The organism is Vallitalea okinawensis, assembly GCF_002964605.1.
Classification (GTDB): domain Bacteria; phylum Bacillota; class Clostridia; order Lachnospirales; family PQDH01; genus Vallitalea_A; species Vallitalea_A okinawensis.
The window spans coordinates 42625-61224 of sequence record NZ_PQDH01000016.1; the positions used below are offsets into that span (position 1 = coordinate 42625).

At 33.7% G+C, this 18600-nt stretch carries 17 protein-coding genes; 4 read left to right on the top strand and 13 right to left on the bottom strand.

The window, feature by feature from the left end; all coding sequences use genetic code 11:
* The first annotated feature begins 20 nt into the window (after positions 1–20).
* The 4 genes from speE to C1Y58_RS24115 all read left to right on the top strand — a co-directional run bounded on the left by speE (position 21) and on the right by C1Y58_RS24115 (position 4721).
* Positions 21–875 (top strand): polyamine aminopropyltransferase, encoded by an 855-nt coding sequence (speE, locus tag C1Y58_RS24100; protein WP_105619634.1) that lies wholly within the window; start codon positions 21–23, stop codon positions 873–875.
* Positions 862–1710, top strand: a complete 849-nt coding sequence (gene speB, locus C1Y58_RS24105) for an agmatinase (RefSeq protein WP_105619636.1) — start codon at positions 862–864, stop codon at positions 1708–1710. Before speE ends, speB begins: the two co-directional genes overlap by 14 nt.
* Before the next feature lie 227 nt (positions 1711–1937).
* Positions 1938–3503, top strand: coding sequence for a P-loop ATPase, Sll1717 family (locus C1Y58_RS24110; protein WP_105619638.1), 1566 nt, complete (start codon positions 1938–1940; stop codon positions 3501–3503).
* Between the two features lie 336 nt (positions 3504–3839).
* Positions 3840–4721 (top strand): cation diffusion facilitator family transporter, encoded by an 882-nt coding sequence (locus C1Y58_RS24115; protein WP_105619640.1) that lies wholly within the window; start codon positions 3840–3842, stop codon positions 4719–4721.
* Between the two features lie 554 nt (positions 4722–5275).
* Here the strand turns inward: C1Y58_RS24115 and C1Y58_RS24120 are convergent.
* The 13 genes from C1Y58_RS24120 to C1Y58_RS24180 all read right to left on the bottom strand — a co-directional run bounded on the left by C1Y58_RS24120 (position 5276) and on the right by C1Y58_RS24180 (position 18198).
* Positions 5276–5983 carry an AraC family transcriptional regulator ligand-binding domain-containing protein gene (locus C1Y58_RS24120; protein WP_105619642.1) on the bottom strand — a complete coding sequence of 236 codons (708 nt, stop codon included), beginning with the start codon at positions 5981–5983 and terminating at the stop codon, positions 5276–5278.
* A 2-nt stretch (positions 5984–5985) separates the two neighbouring features.
* On the bottom strand, positions 5986–6801 hold the full coding sequence (locus C1Y58_RS24125; protein ID WP_105619644.1) for an oxidoreductase: 816 nt from the start codon (positions 6799–6801) through the stop codon (positions 5986–5988).
* Between the two features lie 415 nt (positions 6802–7216).
* Positions 7217–7768, bottom strand: coding sequence for a hypothetical protein (locus C1Y58_RS24130; protein ID WP_105619646.1), 552 nt, complete (start codon positions 7766–7768; stop codon positions 7217–7219).
* Between the two features lie 292 nt (positions 7769–8060).
* Positions 8061–9257, bottom strand: coding sequence for an NADH:flavin oxidoreductase (locus C1Y58_RS24135; RefSeq protein ID WP_105619648.1), 1197 nt, complete (start codon positions 9255–9257; stop codon positions 8061–8063).
* 13 nt (positions 9258–9270) lie between these two features.
* Positions 9271–10656 (bottom strand): aldehyde dehydrogenase family protein, encoded by a 1386-nt coding sequence (locus tag C1Y58_RS24140; RefSeq protein ID WP_330404501.1) that lies wholly within the window; start codon positions 10654–10656, stop codon positions 9271–9273.
* A 168-nt stretch (positions 10657–10824) separates the two neighbouring features.
* A complete protein-coding gene (locus C1Y58_RS24145; protein WP_105619650.1) occupies positions 10825–11403 on the bottom strand; it encodes a TetR/AcrR family transcriptional regulator in 579 nt (192 codons plus the stop codon).
* Positions 11404–12119: 716 nt separating this feature from the next.
* Positions 12120–12965: an AraC family transcriptional regulator gene (locus C1Y58_RS24150; protein ID WP_105619652.1), complete on the bottom strand. Its 846-nt coding sequence runs from the start codon at positions 12963–12965 to the stop codon at positions 12120–12122.
* 364 nt (positions 12966–13329) lie between these two features.
* A complete protein-coding gene (locus C1Y58_RS24155; RefSeq protein WP_105619654.1) occupies positions 13330–13821 on the bottom strand; it encodes a pyridoxamine 5-phosphate oxidase in 492 nt (163 codons plus the stop codon).
* Positions 13822–14326: 505 nt separating this feature from the next.
* Positions 14327–14485, bottom strand: coding sequence for a hypothetical protein (locus tag C1Y58_RS27155; protein WP_330404502.1), 159 nt, complete (start codon positions 14483–14485; stop codon positions 14327–14329).
* Positions 14486–14876: 391 nt separating this feature from the next.
* A complete protein-coding gene (locus C1Y58_RS24165) occupies positions 14877–15365 on the bottom strand; it encodes an NUDIX hydrolase (RefSeq protein WP_105619656.1) in 489 nt (162 codons plus the stop codon).
* Positions 15366–15690: 325 nt separating this feature from the next.
* Positions 15691–16623, bottom strand: coding sequence for an alpha/beta hydrolase family protein (locus C1Y58_RS24170; RefSeq protein WP_105619658.1), 933 nt, complete (start codon positions 16621–16623; stop codon positions 15691–15693).
* A 398-nt stretch (positions 16624–17021) separates the two neighbouring features.
* The gene (locus C1Y58_RS24175) at positions 17022–17459 is read right to left on the bottom strand and encodes a hypothetical protein (protein WP_105619660.1); all 438 of its coding nucleotides are present in this window, start codon (positions 17457–17459) and stop codon (positions 17022–17024) included.
* The gene (locus C1Y58_RS24180; RefSeq protein ID WP_105619662.1) at positions 17452–18198 is read right to left on the bottom strand and encodes a MerR family transcriptional regulator; all 747 of its coding nucleotides are present in this window, start codon (positions 18196–18198) and stop codon (positions 17452–17454) included. The genes C1Y58_RS24175 and C1Y58_RS24180 overlap by 8 nt, the downstream gene beginning before the upstream one ends.
* Positions 18199–18600 lie beyond the last annotated feature (402 nt).

Here is an 18600-nt window from a genome sequence, read left to right on the forward strand (position 1 = left end):
GGTACTTAGGAGGAAGAAGTATGGAACTATGGTATGCAGAGCAACATACAGATACAGTTGAATTTCGAATTAAAGTTAAGGAACAGATATGTCATCAAGAAAGTCCTTTCCAAAAGATAGACTTTTTTAAGTCTGAAGAATTCGGAACTTTTTTTACCCTAGATGGACTAATGATGGTAAATGAAAAAGATGAATTTGTTTATCATGATATGATTTCACATATTCCCTTGGCAGTCAACCCATATATCAAGAATGTATTAGTTATTGGTGGTGGTGACGGTGGTACGGTTCGTGAATTAACACGTTACAAAACGATTGAAAAAATAGATATGGTAGAGATTGATGAAATGGTTGTTAGAGCATGTCAAAAATATTTACCGCTCACTTCTTCTCAACTTACAGATGAACGCGTTAACTTATACTTCGAAGATGGAATTAAATTCTTAGAGGGTATCGAAAACAAGTATGATTTAATTTTAGTTGATTCGACGGACCCCATTGGTCCTGGTGAAGGATTATTTTCGGTATCATTCTACACAAATTGTTATAAAGCGCTTACTGATAATGGAATCCTTATTAATCAGCACGAAAGTCCATACTATGAAAGAGACGCTAGGGAAATGAAACGTGCACATAAAAAAATTAAGGATTTGTTCCCTATCAGTAAAGTATATCAATTTCATATGCCTACTTATCCATCAGGACACTGGCTGTTTGGTTTTGCATCAAAAGCATTAGACCCTATAGAGGACGTGAAATTTGATGAATGGCGAAAGTTTGCTCTTAAAACTAAATACTATAATGAAGATCTTCATATAGGGTGTTTTGCTTTACCAACTTTTGTTAAGGAGATGCTAGAAGATGTCTCTGAATAAAATTGGTAACTTTATTGGATTTGATGAAAGTTTTGATGAGGCAAAACTAGTTATCTTTGGAGCACCTTTTGATGGCACTACATCATTTCGTCCTGGTACAAGGTTTGGTCCTAATGTCATGCGTTTAGAATCAGATGGTATTGAAACATATAGTCCTTATCTTGAAAAGGATCTAGAGGACTATAAACTTCACGATGCTGGTGATCTTGATTTTCCATTTGGTAATAGAGATGAAATTTTAAAGGTTATTGAAAACTATACAAGAACTTTAATCAATCATAAAAAAATTCCTTTTATGATTGGTGGCGAACATTTAGTATCATATCCAGCTGTTAAAGCGGTATTTGATAAGTATAAGGATCTTAAGATTATTCATTTAGATGCACATGCAGATTTGAGACAAGATTACTTGGGGGAGAAACTTTCTCATGCTACTGTTATGCGACGCATATGGGATTTAGTTGGCGATAATAAGATCTATCAGTTTGGTATTCGTTCTGGTGAGAGGGAAGAATTTAATTGGGCAAAAGAACATGTGTATATGCAAAAGTTTAATATAGATGGAGTAGAAGATTTGATTAGCTCTATCGGTGAAAATCCAGTCTATATTACGATTGATTTAGATGTATTAGATCCTTCAATCTTTCCTGGTACTGGTACTCCTGAAGCTGGTGGAGTTACCTTCAAGGAACTACTTAAAGCTATACAAGTATTCGAAGGATTAAATATTGTTGGTGCTGATATAGTTGAATTATCACCTCATTATGATCAAACAGGCGTGTCAACAGCTGTTGCTTGCAAAGTTTTAAGAGAACTTGTTTTAGCTATTCTATAAGTTGATATTCTTATATATAAAGTAGAGTCAGAGCAGTGTAGATATGAACCTCATATGTATACTGCTTTTTTTGTCGTAAAGTACTGTGTTTATCAAATATCACATTATAGTTACTAATATGAAGCTAATGTTAATTCTATGTTAAAATATTGCTAAATAACGGCAAAAATAGTATAATAACCATATAATTACATAGCCATAATACATTTAGGAGAGGATGTAGCACTATGGACACTAATAAAGGTGAAAAGGGATCGTTGCCCCACGTCCCACTGAAAAAATTATACCTAGGAGATGTAGACGGATCTAAAGAAGCTTCCAAAGGCGATCTTATGGCTTTATTTTATGAACTCAATGACATAGTAGAACAAGTAAAAAATCCTGATTATTATTATATTCTCGGATGGAAAGGTTGTGGAAAGACTTACTTAGCCTATTACTTCAAGAGACTTGCAGATGATTGTGAAAATTGCACCTGTGAAGTTATCAACACAATCGATGCTTTTAAATTGAGGAAGAAAATAGAGACAATTTATTGTCATACAGATATTTCTTCTGAAGATTTAGAGTTGTTTTGGGAATGGATTATCTTATATCAATTAAGTAGTATACTGATTAAAGACATTACATTCATAGAGAAGTTGTTTAAAAGCGTTCCTATTAATCAGCTATATCGCTTCATTAATGCCTTGAAAGATTGGGACGAGGGTTTGAATCAAGTACTTGATTGTATTATTGAAGAGACTGTTGCTAATAATATTTCAGCAGAAATTGCCGCTGGAATTGCTAAATCAGGCTTAGCACATGGACATACACTAGATACAAAGAAGCATATTGCTAGAAATGAATGCTTTAACCTTATAGAACCTTTGAGAGAGATGTTTTATCAGGTTGCTGAAAAAAACACCCAGGACATCACCTTATTCTATGATGAAATTGATAACGTTGAAAACACGAATATACATGATAATAAATTCTATCGAAGCCTAGTTATAAGCCTTATAAATACTTGTTCTAAACTAAATCTTAAACTATCTCATCTTAACATCAAAATTATTACCATTATCCGTTCAGATATTATTAATAAACTTCAACCTTATTCCTCTAACTTAAATAAAATAGCTGACTCAGTGGTTGAATTGGACTGGACAAGCTCAAAACATAACTATTTACATCCAATGATGGATTTAATTTTAACCAAAATAAAAAATACCCAACTTGTATATAAAGATATAAGTAAAAAGCAATTGTATTACGAACTCTTCGACTATCATATTATGGGAATGACACCTACTGACTACTTATTAAGCATGGGTAGAGGGCGACCGAGAGAAGCCATAAAATACTTAAACATAATAAAGTTTCGTTATGGCGAAGCTGCAACATTTAAAGAGAAGTACTTTCGTAATACACGATTACAATACTCAAGATGGTTGTTCAGTGAGATACAAAATGAAATGGCAATCTACTTTGATGGTGAATTTATCAATGAAATCTTTATGCTACTGCGTAACTTCAGAAGAAAATCATTCTATATAAATCAGATCCAAGAGTATTTTGAAGTAAACAGTTTGAAATATAATACCATAGATGATATAAAAGAATCTATTCTCATACTTTACGAGTTCAGCGTAATTGGAAATAAAGTTCTTAAAGATGATAGAATTCTTAGCTATCGTAAAGCGACAGAGAAAGATTATCAATTCTTATTCAAGCATCATTCTAGAGAATGCCTTATTAGCGAAAAGTTAATCGTTCATAAAGGATTACAGCCAGTACTTCAATTAAAATAATAGTATCTAGGTGTACAAAAAGAGGAAGCATATTTGCTTCCTCTTACTACAGGTTCTTTCATGACCTAATATCATTTACAGGTTCTCTGACCTTCACGTATAAGAGTATCTCCTTTTTTTAGCAGACCTATTCATAGTATATTCATTACAAAGATATTTCATTACAGTATTTTAACTTAATTTTAAATTTAGTATCTAGTATTCTGTTGGTGGAGAGGTATGTGATATCGAGTTATATTATCATTTGATAGTGATTTCTATCATCTTATTTCTTGAACATATTGATTTTTTAATGAATAGTATATCTATATATTATTTATTGAGAAGAGGGTTGTTATGAATCGAGAAGTGGTGGGGAAGAGGGTCTCACTTATTACGCTGTTTTTAAACAGTACCTTATGTATCATTAAGGTAGCTGGAGGAATTATAGGTCATAGTCACGTTCTAGTAGCTGACGGTTTACATTCTTTTTCTGACTCTATAACAACTATTGGTGTCATTATCGGATTCAAATTGGCAAATAAAGAAGCTGATGAATGCCATCCATATGGGCATGAAAAAATTGAGTCTATTATAGCCATTATATTATCAACCATTTTACTGTTAACAGCTGTTTTTATAGCTATAGAAGCCATTGATACCTTTTTAGCAAACAATTATATGATGCCGTCTACATATACTATTTATTTTGCCTTAATATCCATTATTATTAAAGAAGTTATGTATTGGTATACAATGTATTATGGGAAAGGTATAAACAGTCCAATGCTTATTGCCGATGCGTGGCATCATAGAACAGATGCATTGTCATCTATAGCAGCTTTAATTGGAATTATCTCAGTTAGGTTATTTGAACTGTATATTATAGAGACATTGGTGACATTAATAATCAGCATCATTATCATTAAAGTTGCCATAGATATTTATATACAATCAGCCAACGAAGTTATTGATAAATCGGCAAATGAAATGATTATAAATTCCATAAATAGTAAATTGAACAATATAGATGGCATCAAACATATTGATGATCTAAAAACCAGATATCATGTCAATAAAATATATGTAGAAATTGAAATTGCTGTAGATCCTAACTTAAATATAAAAGATGCACATGATATTGCTGAAGAAGTGCATCAGGAGATAGAAAAGATTAATAAAAGCATTAAACATTGTACAGTACATGTAAACCCTTATTTTGACTATACATTTCATTAAACTTGTGTTTCGCGCATAGTTAAACAAAGCTAAATATAATAGATAAAACTAAATAAACATGTTAATTGTTAATTGAAGTAATTCTTAGGGAGTTTTTGAAGTAAATCTTCGGGATCCCTACTTTTACTTGTATTTTTTCATATTTCCAAGATAAATATATGAAGTGAATTATCGGGAAGCTTGTAATCATTTAATAAGCCATAGTATCATATCTAAAATTTACTTCAAATTTTGCAAAAAAAAATAAATGGTGCATCACCACTTATCTTTTTCTATCGCAATAAATATTGAAGTTACTCTTTTTAAAATCTATAAGAATTAACATATTTTTTTTATAAACCTTAGGATTCATTACATCAGCTATATTAAAATTAAATATGCAACCATCAATAATGTTTTGGAATCGATACGCAATATCTCTTCCCAGATAAAATATTTTTTAAGTATACACAATATGTTAACCCCATAAGGATTTTAACTTAGAAGCCCAAACGAACTCAAATTAGCCACTGTATAATATAGGCTTTAGATAGTCAGTTTGTCTCCAACAGTAATCACATAAATCTAACTTTTGCTGAAATAGATTTATCTGTCTCTATTTCCTTGATGCGTTTTGTAAGTTCTGGTTCAAAATAGCTCCACATAACATTATTATCTGTAAGAAAGGGTTCTAGGGCATCCTTTAAACGGAACTCTAAAATATTAATTTCTGATTTACTAGGTTTAATACCAAAATATTCTTCAAAAACACCATCACCATAGTTATGACGAGAAGCAACTTTAATAGGCTTAATATGCAATCCAGTTGCTTTACGTATGAGATTGACCATGAGGACTTGCTCGCTTAATACAGTAAACCTTGGTAATTTAAAGCTTTCATCTTCATATTCATACTTCAGACTTAACTTTTCATTATCCACCTCTATTTTTAATAACATGGGTCCTATCAATTTCTTATACTTAGATATCCTTTCAAAGCAGTGTTTCCCGTTCTTTGAGCACATAGCTGCGAATAATGGTGGAACAAACATCTTTACTCGATCAATATTGCTATATTGAATAATCTGTTGGTCATTTATCATGTCATCGATGTTCTTCATAAATAGAGTGCATTGCTTCTTTGAAATGACGTAGCTATCTGTTTCCATTGCATTTATTGGGATATCAGATTTCTTAAAGATTAGTTCCATATTCAAACCAAGAGATTCAAAAGATGCCTTATATAATTCATTGACTAAAGAAAAATTATTGAATCCATCCATCTCTACATTCTCTCCATGATATTGTCAAACATTCTGTCTGATAAAATTCTTCTTAAGAATACCATAGGTTTGGCACCAAAACCAATTAAATATCTTGTCTTAGGCTTATTAGCTGTAGCTCCTTTTACAATGGCATTTGCAATAATTTTAGGATTAGAAGGATTTTTCCCACCATAATTTTTTCTCATAGAAGCTGCTGCTTTTGATGCTCTCTTTCGATAAGCACCGCTCATTGAAGCTTTTTCTAGGTTATCTGCTGCTATAGTTCCCCAGTCTGTCTTAATTATACCTGGTTCAATCAAAACAACATCAATACCAAACTCTTTAACTTCCATACGCATACAATCACTAAGTGCCTCTACAGCAAACTTTGTAGCATGATACCATCCACCAAAGGATGAGTACATTTTCCCACCCATTGATGAGATGTTAATAATTCTTCCAAATTTATTTCTTCGCATATAAGGTAACACTAATTGGGTCATTCTTGCAAGTCCAAAAATATTAACTTCTATTTGTCTTCTTGCTTCTTCCATTGGAACATCTTCAATAGCTCCAAATGATCCATAGCCTGCATTATTTACTAATACATCAATTCTTCCTTCCATTTTAGTAATTTTCTCAACACAATTGGTCATGGACTCTTCATTCGTTACATCCAGTTGAATGATTTTAACACCTTTACTTTCTAGTGCCTTTAACTTCTCCATTCTTCTAGCTGCACCATATACGATGAATCCTTTGTCTTTAAGGTCAATTGCTGCATCAAATCCAATTCCACTACTTGCGCCAGTCACTAAAGCTACTTTTTTACTCATATCTGTTCCTCCTCTAATTGATTTAATCGTGAACTTATAGTATTATAGCTTAAATAATTAATTAATTAACTTCACCACTATTATGTTCTAGCCAGTATTTATCAATTTATCCACCATATAATAGATGTGCATTCAGCAGCCTGTTATTAAGCTCCTGATGGGTATTTTTCAATTTACTTCTTATTAGAATATTTAAAGGGCAAATGCATACATCCATATCCTAGAACTGATAAATCGTCACCAGCATTTATATATTTCTACACTGCATGTCATCCCTTGTGTGATATAGATGATTCTATCACTTCACAAGGGATGGTTATTAGAGATACCTTTGTGGTTTTATAGTTTTTAATCACCTATGATTGTATATGCTTCATACATCATACTAACAATGTCGATCTATACTTTTATCTTTCTACATCGTCACAACAACGATTGATAAAACAATAGGTAGTATCAATGTTATTGATAGCAAAGCATACTTTGTTTTGGAATACCTAACACCATCTCTTCTATTAGCGTACATAAAATAAAGTAAACATGCAGCTGTAACTATAAGTTCAATAACAAAAGCGCTTACAGGATTAGTTATATAATTACCGAAGGTATAACTTAGTGTATTAGGTCCTAATATATGATGCTTAAAGCCAGAGAAGATATCTAATATAAGATGGAATGAAACCATTATAATTGCCCACAGTGTAAAGTCTTTTCTCTTATATGCCAGTTGAATAATGAGTGCAATTATACTTACCTGAAATAAAAAAGGAACAATATCATGACTATATGTCATTTCTACGAAAAAGCCTAATGGACCATCTGAATCCACAATGGGTTCAATCCCTAAAAGACTAAGTAGATTAAATAAAAAATCTGTGAATTGACTTAATATGAGTAGTAACCATAAAGGCATATCTCTTTTCTCTGCCTTCGCAACAAGTGCTGTAGCATAATGTCCTGTCATCATTTTTCATCATCCTCCTTTCTAAGTAAGATAACCACTATAATTAAAACAGAAATGTTAACGAATATTTGTGGTAGCAAATAAAATAAATTCGTATTCATATTAAAACTCCTTATATATTATATTTATAACTTATCAAGTAAGGCTAACTTGCCTTCCTCTTCAAGATCACCAGTGAAAAAGAACGCAGTATTACCCTATGGACAAAGAGCATGTTGCTAAACCTTTACAAGAGAAAGCACAACCTAATTTATGATCTATTATGTTGGAGATTCTTTGAGATGTATAATATATGCTATAATATCTTTCCATAATAACAACGTAATGGTTGAGATTGAATGGCTATGATACAGTAGTTACAATTTATACACTTGGGTTCATCTTGCTTACCTTCTTTAAATTTTGAAACAATATTGGGCTCTAGGACAAATGGTCTACTCATTGCTACCATATCTGCTTTATCATTCTCAATAATATTCTCAATCTCACTCTTTGTTCTAATACCACCGACAACAATAACAGGAATGTTGATAGCATTTTTTATAGACTTAGCAGCATCTACATTATAATTTCTAATAGGCTCAATAGGTGTCAACACTTTGTTAATAATAGGTTTTAATACTTTTTTCTGCAAAGTACTTTTATTTTTGTACTTGGTTCCATACTCTAGTAAAGCTTCGGTGGGGCTATTGCCACGAGTCATATTCAGTCCATCTTCTTCTACACCACAGGATACTTCAATAGCATCACACCCAGATTTCTCTAACATTTTTGCGATTTGAACTGCCTCTTCTTCTCTCATTCCATTTTTTCGATGGTCATAAGCATTTAATTTCACGAAAACAGGGTAAGAAGGCATTATTTTTTTTATTCTGGTAATTATTAAATCAACTATTCGATAGCGATTTTCTAGACTTCCTCCCCATTTGTCTTTACGTCGATTCGTATTTTTAGATAAGAAAGAGCTTAATAAATAACCATGAGCTAAATGGAGTTGAACACCATCAAACCCAGCTTGTTCCGAACGTCTAGTGGCAGATACAAAATGATTAATAATATCTTCAATTTCCTGTTCTGTGGCTTCCAAAGGTGTATCATCATTATGGACTTTATTTTTGATAGGGGAAGGGGCTATGGGAGTCATTCCTGTTACTTTGGAAGAGGTTTGATTACCACAATGTGCAAGTTGGTGAATTATTGGCACACCGTATTGATGAACCTCCTCAACAATAACTTTATAATCATCAATAAGCTCATCCTTATCCATCATCAACATATTGTAATTTTCAGACTTACCTCTTTGCATTATACCACTATAACCTGTTATAATACCCCCTACACCACCTGCAGCAAGACGACGGTAAGTTTTTTTAAGACTTTCAGTTGGCCTACCGTATTCATCTGCCATACCTTCATGTGTTCCAGAACGTAAGATATGATTTTTAAAGGTTAGTCCTGCGATTTTTACAGGACTGAATATGTCTTTTCTCATCTACAATACTCCCTTATTTTAATAATTTTTTTACAAGTTTATATTTTTTAGAGTTATAAGGAGGTAAAGTTAGAGTCATTCTAAATGAAATTGATCTGTTGAGTACGCTTTTCATATGTGAGAAAACTTTAAAGCTTAATTCACCATGATAGGCACTCATACCAGAGTTGCCAACACCTCCAAATGGTAAACGAGGATTTACAAAATGGTTAACAACTTCGTTAACACAGCTACCACCTGAGCTTGTTTCTTCGAGTACTTTCGTTTGGAGTTTTTTGTTTTCTGTGAAGATATATAAAGCTAATGGTTTTGGTCTATCATGTAGCATATTAATAACAGAATCTATATTAGTAAATGGCATAATAGGTAGTATAGGTCCGAATATTTCATCTAGCATGGATTCGTCTTCCCAACATACATTATCGATTAAAGTTGGCTCAATATAATGATCTTTTAAATCATAGTTACCTCCAAAAATTATTTTATCTTTATCTTTATCAATAATAGAAATTAATCTGTTCGTATGTCTTTCGTTGACTATTCGTGTTAAATCTTTTGATTTCTTTATATCTGATCCATAAAATCTTCTAATAGTTTTTTTCATTTCATCTATAAATTCAGCCTTTATTGATTCATGAACGAGTAAGTAATCTGGAGCTACACAAGTTTGACCTGCATTGAAGAATTTACCCCAAGCTATTCTTTCAGCAGCAACCTTTATATTAGCATCCTTATCTATAATACAAGGACTCTTACCACCAAGCTCTAGTGTTACTGGTATTAAGTTTTTGCTTGCAGCCTCCATTATTATTTTTCCTACAGGTACGCTACCTGTAAAAAAGATATAATCAAATGGTGAGTGGATAAGTCGCGTAATTTCTTCTTTTCCACCTTCAACAACACGAATATAGCGGTTAGAAAAATTTTCAGAGATTAATTCTTTTATAACCTTTGTAATGGCGGGTGTTTGTTCAGAAGGTGTAATAACAGAGCAATTACCTGCTGATATAGCGCCTATTAGAGGTTCGATGCATAAGTTAAAAGGATAGTTAAAAGGTCCAATAATATAAGCGATTCCATATGGTTCAGGTTTAATATAACTTTTTGACCTGTAAAGGTGAAGAGGTGTTTTTACCTTTTTAACTTTACTCCATTTTTTTAAGTTTTTTATGATGTAATTTAAACTATCCAGAACACACCCGACTTCAATCTCATAGCTTTCTATTTTAGGTCGACCTAAATCTTTTTGTATGGCAGTAGTAATTCTATCTTCATATTTTCGAACAGCTTCTCGTAGTATTTTTAACTGCTTAATTCTAAATTCAATACTCCTTGTTTCACCAGTATGAAAATAGTCATTCATTTCTCTTAATATCATTAATTCTTTATCTAGATTCACATTTTTCATCCTTTCAAATATATACTTAATTACTACTCTTAGTGTATAGTACAAGCAGCTAATAATCTCATGTAAGTGATTAATTACTTACTACTAAACAAAAAATAATAAGTCGTAATAAATACTTATCACTATTACTTTTATAGAATAAGTATTTATATGACTTTGCTACGCATTTTTATTGATTAAAATTGAGTTCAGTATATTTGAGACAACTTGCTCTTTAAGCTCCTCCGTTAGTATGAGCTCATCTGTAATAGCAAGTCTGGTGATTTCTAATATTGGTACATGTACAAAGGCATAGTAGAGAGCCAGTGGCATATCCTTAAAGTATTTATTTGCAATACCGTGATTAATATGGTCAATGAGATTACCTAACTGCTGTTTTCCTTTTTCATATGCAATTTGGTTCATATAACTTGAGTTTATAAATTGTAGATAGTACTTAAGCTGATTGGTATTAATTAAAAAGTAATCCAAGTAATTATATAAAATTCTTTTAGTTTTACTTATATCATCTACAATAAGTTCAGTATCTTTAAAAACCTCATTGGTTAAATCTGATTTTATTTTTAAGTAAGTTGCAATTATTAATTCATTTTTGTTGGAAAAATGTTTGTATATCGTCGCTTCAGAAAATCCTGCTTTTTTGGCAATTTTTGAAGTAGGCGTATTATGAAATCCAAATTCATTGACAAGTTCCATTGTTGCATATATTAGTTTATCGCGTGTACTAATTTTGCACACCTCCTCGGGTTAGTGAATACTTACTATAGTATATATTGATTTTTGCTTGATGTCAATTGTTTATTTATAAATTGGTATTGATATATTGAGAAAAAGCGTACGATGCCAACTCTATTAAATGATGCTTATCAATGAACCCTCTAATCCAGACATAAAATCCATTAGTATTCTACCAGTATTAAAATCAACATATCTAATAGCTAAATATTATTATAAAAAAACAACAAAACTAATGAAATTAGAAATGTTGTTTTTGCAGAAATGTCGCTTATTATTTTTTTGGACAAAACCTCTATAACGACTGATATATAGTACTTAATCAAGGTTAGATAGTTTTGTTGATATTTTTTCTGTTATGATTGTGAATTGAAGTAAATCTTCGGCCCCCCCTATTTCTACTCCTATATTTAAATAAACATTTTAAGTATAATTTAGGGGGCTTGTAAATTTATAAAATTTTTATTATGTACATATATTTATGTCATTATCTTATGACACAAAAGTATGTACATATGTTTGTGTCAAGTTAGTAAACAGAATCTCTGAAATATCCATTCCTTCAATCAAGATTCCTTCAATAAAATAAATTTACTCTTTTCAAACCTGCTAAGAAATATCAAGTCTTTTTTTAGCAAAATAAAAAAAACTACTGACATTATATCAATAGTTTTTTTTATTTAGTTGTTTGGTTGTGACAGATATATGATATCACACCCTTATTTACTTTTAACAATAGGTATCCATATTTCACTTTTGTAATCAGACGCAGTTAAATCACCTTTTGAATACCACTCCACTTCTGGAGCTTCTGCATGTTCGTAACCGGACGTAGGAAACCATTCTGAAAAAATTCGCCCCCAAATCTCTGCCATTGCTGTAGGCATGGGACCTGTTATTTCAAATATTGCCCATGTAAGAGATGGTATTTTAAGTTCGCATAGTGTTTTTGGGGCATCTTTTTCAGTAATTGCAGCAATATAGTAGTCGGTTGTATTATCCTTATACATACCACTATATACACCTACTAAACCATTTCCCAGTTCTGCTATTTGTCCTATAGTTTCTTGTGGTGTCTCAGTCCACATCTTACCAACATTCTCTCCTAATCCATCGATATTTGAAAATCTCTGTTTAATACCTACAATAGAAAAAGCACTTTTTTGTTCAATTCTGTAATTCATCTCAACTACTCCTTTTAACGATAATGAAATTGTTATACGAGGGTAAGCTTTTAAGGATATACCTTTTACTCTGGCTTTAGAAGGCGTAATTCCATGTAAAGCCACAAAAGCACGAGAAAACGAATCAGGTGATTTATAACCATACTTCAAAGCAAGATCAATAATCTTTTCTTCACTATTCTGCAAATCAAAACCAGCAAGTGTCAATCTGCGACGTCGTATATATTCATTTAATGGCACACCTACAATGAAAGCAAACATGCGTTGGAAGTGATATTCAGAGCATAATGCAATCTGAGCAATCCTTTTGTATTCAATATCACCTACGAGATTATCTTCTATATAATCAATAGCATTTTTCATATTTTCAAGAGTATTCATACTTACCTCCTCAATCATATTATAATAAATTCTTATTGTTAATACCCGATTATTTTTGCAAGAATTTATAGGTTGTAGTATTTAGTTTCAAGTATAAATATACTGCTCCTAAGTTGTTTTCCATTAATTCAAGCTCTACTTTTTCTTGAGTACTGTAAAGGTTATCAAAATCTCTTCTAGTTGGATATGAGTTATTACTTCCTCTTCTTACCCTACATCCTCTAGTTTTATGTACATAAGGTCCATCAGTATTAGATGAATCGATTTTAAATACACCAATTAGCTTGTCATTCAATTCAATAGGAAAATAAGAAAACTTAATAGAAGTTCTATATTATTAAAAATTTAGATATCGTTTAATTCATTACCTTATTTTACATTCTTCAATCTCTAACTTATTCACAAAGTCCATATTGTAATGCACAGCACCGTGGTCTCTAAATATCGTACCTCTTGTTATGCGGATTGCCAAAATAATGCAGTTTTCATCCTGTTCATTGTTTGCCTGGTCGTACCAATCGATAAATGCTTTACGAAGTTTAGCCCTTATTTCAGTATTTTTCGGATCTAAAACCCATCCGAGGTTTTCGCCAACTCCACTTCCGGAAATCCCTTCGAAACAAACCGCAAATGCGACCTCTTTGTTTTGAGCTATCTGCTGCATCCTATTTGATTTTGCCCAAGTAGTAACATAAAACACACCGTCTTCATAATAAGCGTCCACTTCACGGACATAAGGATAGGGGATTCCGTCAGCACTCGGTTCCATTGCGATGGTTGAGAGAGCAATGACATTATCTTTTCCGTTACCGCAACTTTCTTCGATTAATCTTAATCCTTCTTCGTATCTGCTCATCTTAAACTCCTCCTCTAAATTTTTCGTCATTATAGCATGGCGAATTATTTTACAGCTTCAGCCACAAAGCAAGGCGAACACCGCCTCTACACATGACTTCGCTGATGTGTGCATTTCAATATATTGATTCATTGGATACCTATATTACTGTCACCGTGGATGTATACAGCCTTTATATTAACGCGCCTAGGCGACTGAGCCACCACCACCATATTCCACTCTTATACATGGCAACTCGCTTGCTATTATTTTGGTATGTTCTTTCGAACCATTATCTTTGATTTTTCCCTCGGATTTAGCCGTTTTGAACTTCTATCACCGAAATATTGGCACACTGCTTCCTCAATACTTAATAAAAATATTCTGTCTTGTGTACTTTACCCACCTTTTGAACCATACCATTGATTGTCGAGGTTTTTTGTTAAATACTGGTATTTCTCTTGCTATATCAATTGCGTCTAATTTGTTAAAAATTTACTATTTAGATATTTAATGAACGGTCAGTTCATGTTATATCTTTATAAGCGTCATGGTAAGCACGCTGTTCTATAATACGTTCGGTTATAATCAATGCCACATTGTTTTGTATGTCAAGCACTTCTCCTACTTGCATATTTACCTCCATACCTAATTTAATCAATCTCTTGTTCGCCGTTTTCTCCAAAGACACCCCAAAACAAATTCTGGTTTGTCAAATTGTTCATGGTAATTCATGTGCTCATTATTCTTCAAATATGAAGTCAAACCTCCGTAACTTCGCTATTGCAATCCGTGACAGGACGTCGCTACCATTGCATGTAGTTTCGGAGAACGTTCCAGACTTGCGACGTTTCTCAATCTTAGAACGAAGGTGCTCATGCCCTGATAAGGGCTAATGTGCCAAGTGCTCCTATGGACTTAGGTTGAGGAATGTGTGAGGGCATAAGACAATAGGAATACCCCTTGGCAGTCCCATGAGTTTTTTCGACCCTGCCCGAACCTTGCGGTAACACATTGTTAGATGATGGAGTGATATCACTCTTCAACATAATTCTATTTATCTACACTAAGTGCAGCTATATAAAACGTTTGAGTCTTAAGTTATACTCTGGCTTAGTAATATATTCTAAATATTTAACATCACTACTAAAGTTCAAATAAGTTTTGAATCTTTCAACTAGATTAGGTACTTTGATATAATTTAAAACTTCATGTTTTGGTATCCAACAACTTTCAGATGTCTCCTCTGAAGTACATAATTCCCCGCTAACATATTTACATGTAAAGCCAAACATAACTTTAGTAGGAATTGTTCCATATCCATTATAACCTTGATATGTACATGTATTGGAAGAAACACAAATTAATTTATTAACTAGAACCTCTACTCCACACTCTTCTTTTATTTCTCTTTTTAGAGCATCCATAAGATTTTCGCCAAATTCAACTTGTCCACCAGGGACTGTCCAGACTCCATGATGCTGATGCTTTACTAACAGTATTTCATTATTTGCATTCTCTATAATGCCATCTACCGCTACTATATGTGTAGGAAATTGCTTCATTTAAAATTCACCTCTCTTATTTATTCTCTATTTATTCGTAATGTGTCGTCATTATCTAGGATTCAATCCCTTTTAAACGACCCAAAAAAGTTCTCCGAAATGATATCACTTTCGTCTAACGTTCCGGATTTGCGACCTTACTCAACCTTAGAACGAAGGAGCTCATGCCCTGAAATGGCTAATGTGCCGACTGTCGCGACTGTGCTTAGGTTGGGGAATGTGTGAGGGTGACCAAATAGGAATACTTCTTTGGCGACCCTAGTGATTATGACCCTACCCGACCCTTGTGGGAACATTTTGTTAGGCGAAGTCTGGACGTATATTCTTATTTACACTGCGATATTATCCAGTCTACTATTACTTCAAACCTTTCTTTATCCAGTCTGTGTTCTCCCTCAAATCTTTTATGCACTAGAGCATCAGTTGCACCCATCTTTTCATACTCTTTTATTGCTTTATCATAAATGTTTTCACTATCTTTGGAGTATTTATCATTTGTGGCTGATACCAATAATAAATTCCGTGGCGCAAAACACTTTACTAAATCATCAATATCGTAGTCTTGATTAAAACCTGGAATTGTTGATGCCATCTCAATTCCTGTGCCATTCTGAATTCTATTTTTAAAACTTGCAGCTGCGCCACTTGAACATCCAAATTTTATTCTACTGTCTAATGCTCCCTGAAAAAGTACTGTATTACCTCCATATGAATGACCAAGTATACCTAATCTACAAGGATCAACTAGAGGATGCAGTCTTAAAAGCGAAATACTAATGGCTGCATCCTCCAGAACCTTTTTCATTAAAGTTTCGCCTGCTAATAGCCTATAACACATTTCATTATAATGTTGTAACCAATCCTTTTCCTCATTTGGTTCAATACCAAAGTCATTATAACCCACTCTTCTATCTTCAAAACAGATTGAGTCAGGAGCAAGTACCATAACACCACAATTCGCTAGAATTGGTCCAAATGCTTGATACTGGTCGCCAATCAGTCCGCAAACCTCACTTTTACCTAGAAATCTTTCTCCGTTATGTTGATGATGAATAAGGACTGCTGGAAAAGGACCAGTCCCTTTTGGAATAAGAATAAATGCCCTTATCATATCCCCACCATAACCTGAGTATCTAATTCGCATTTGCATATAATTGCCTTTATTTTCTTCTGAAATCACCTCATACGCTACTTTACTATCGTGATTACCAGTTAAACCAATAAATTCTCTCATATCATTACTAAGTTTTTCGTTCATTTTACCCTCCTAGAGTATCCTAAGATTTTGCCTAATGTCTCGTGTTTGCGACGTTCCTGAATCGGACCATATAGGAATACCTCCCTGGCGGTGCTTTGCACCCGATTAAGGAATGTGGTGCGATGGCTTCACCCCAAAAACCTCCTTCAGCACCCTTGCGCTAAACGCATTGTTAGATGATGTCCCCCCTCGGAAATTGCCAGTAATCTTAAACAAAATCAACAATAGCCTAAGGCATACTTTATTAAGATTGCGATGAATCTGTAGGTAACCCAAACCAGCAAAAATTATTGACAGCTTTGTACAATAACATAATGGGAAAGTCTTAAAATTCCTATAAATTGGATTTGTTAAGCTTCACATAAGCTTATACTCCGAAATGATTCATTGTTTTTTCTTTAAAAGGTTACTATTATGCTGAACAGTAGCGGTTGCAACAATACTTCAAAAATGCTCGACACAATATTAACAGGCACATCAACGGGAGCAAGATAGATAAGCCCTTCGATAGAGCCAGGAGCAGTCCCATATGTGCTAACGATGCCGAGTATAACAAGAATAGCCCAAAGTTTAAGCCAAGCCAGCTTTTTACCAATAACACTGTCTTTAATCCACCAAACAACGATTCCGAGCAGGATACCTCTGACTATTTGGCCAAGTATAACCGCCAGTCCGCTAATCTCACCCATAGGCTTAAAACCTAAGAGTTCCAAATAGGCATCTTCGTAGTTAAGCAGTTGCCTAAAAATCAATCCGCAAAGTAAGTAAGTAAAAATGTGTGTCGCCATTACTTTCGTAAAAAACCTGAGCTTTTCGTTTGAGAACAGTTTAGTCATTGTTTCCAGCCTCCCTGCTCTGATTTTGTTTCCGCAAAACGCACCAATCTCTGTGCCCACATTCGGGGCAAGTCGTCCAGTGTAATTTATGGCTGCCGGTGCTAAAGAATGCCCGCCTTAGTGACGGCTTGAAAACCGAGTCACATTTGGGACAAATAAATTCGTTATCTTTTAGTTGAAAAGTTGAAATCAACAGACCGATTATTGCGACGGATATATATACCGCAAGTCCCCACCAGATACGTGATGCTACGAGCCACGCCATGAACAAGAGCCCTGAAGCTACTGCAATTCCTACTCCAGTATAAATCATAGCCAGCTTTTTCTTGTTGCGAACCTTGTTCCTCTTTTCCATAATATCTTCTATGCCAAGAACTGTATTTGCCGGGATAATGGCTTTGTCACGGATGCTTTCTTTGATGACATTGATCATATCCAACTGTTTCTGTCGCACGTCGATTTCGTCAGCAAGTGATTTCTCTTGCTCGTCAAGCAATATTGCGAGGATTTTTCCCGAAAATTCACTCTCCAAGACGCTTTTGATGGAGTTTAGCGAGAGACCAATTGCCTTTAGAGTTATAATAAGCTGAAATTTTCGCAAATCGTCATCATTGTAGAGCCGCCTGCCACCTTCGCTTAATTCAGTCGGTGGCAATAGTCCTTTTGTATCATAAAATTGCACCGTTCTGACAGACACATTATACAGCTTCGCCAATTCTCCAGTAGTGTATTTTGACATAGATTTCACCTCCTTGCCCTAACTTTACAACATCACGTTACGTCATGAGCAATAGGTTACGTTAGGGGATTTTTCGTATAACGCAGGGGGATTTTTTGCAAAACTACTTCAGTCCAAACTATAAATCTGTTACACTTACATTTCCTTGTCGGTTATATCCGAAAATATAAATAATCTAAACTACAACTTCTTATTTATCTGTTATATACCTTCAATAAACATAATGAGAAGTTCACTGTAGGGTACTAATAAGAATTAACCCTCTATGCATCTGCAATTGATATTATACTTTGATACCACTCTTTTTCTAGAGGGGGGATGTCATCTAACGTTCCAGATTTGCGACGTTTCTCAACCTTAGAGCGAAGGTGCTCATGCCCTGGCAAGAGCTAATGTGCCGTG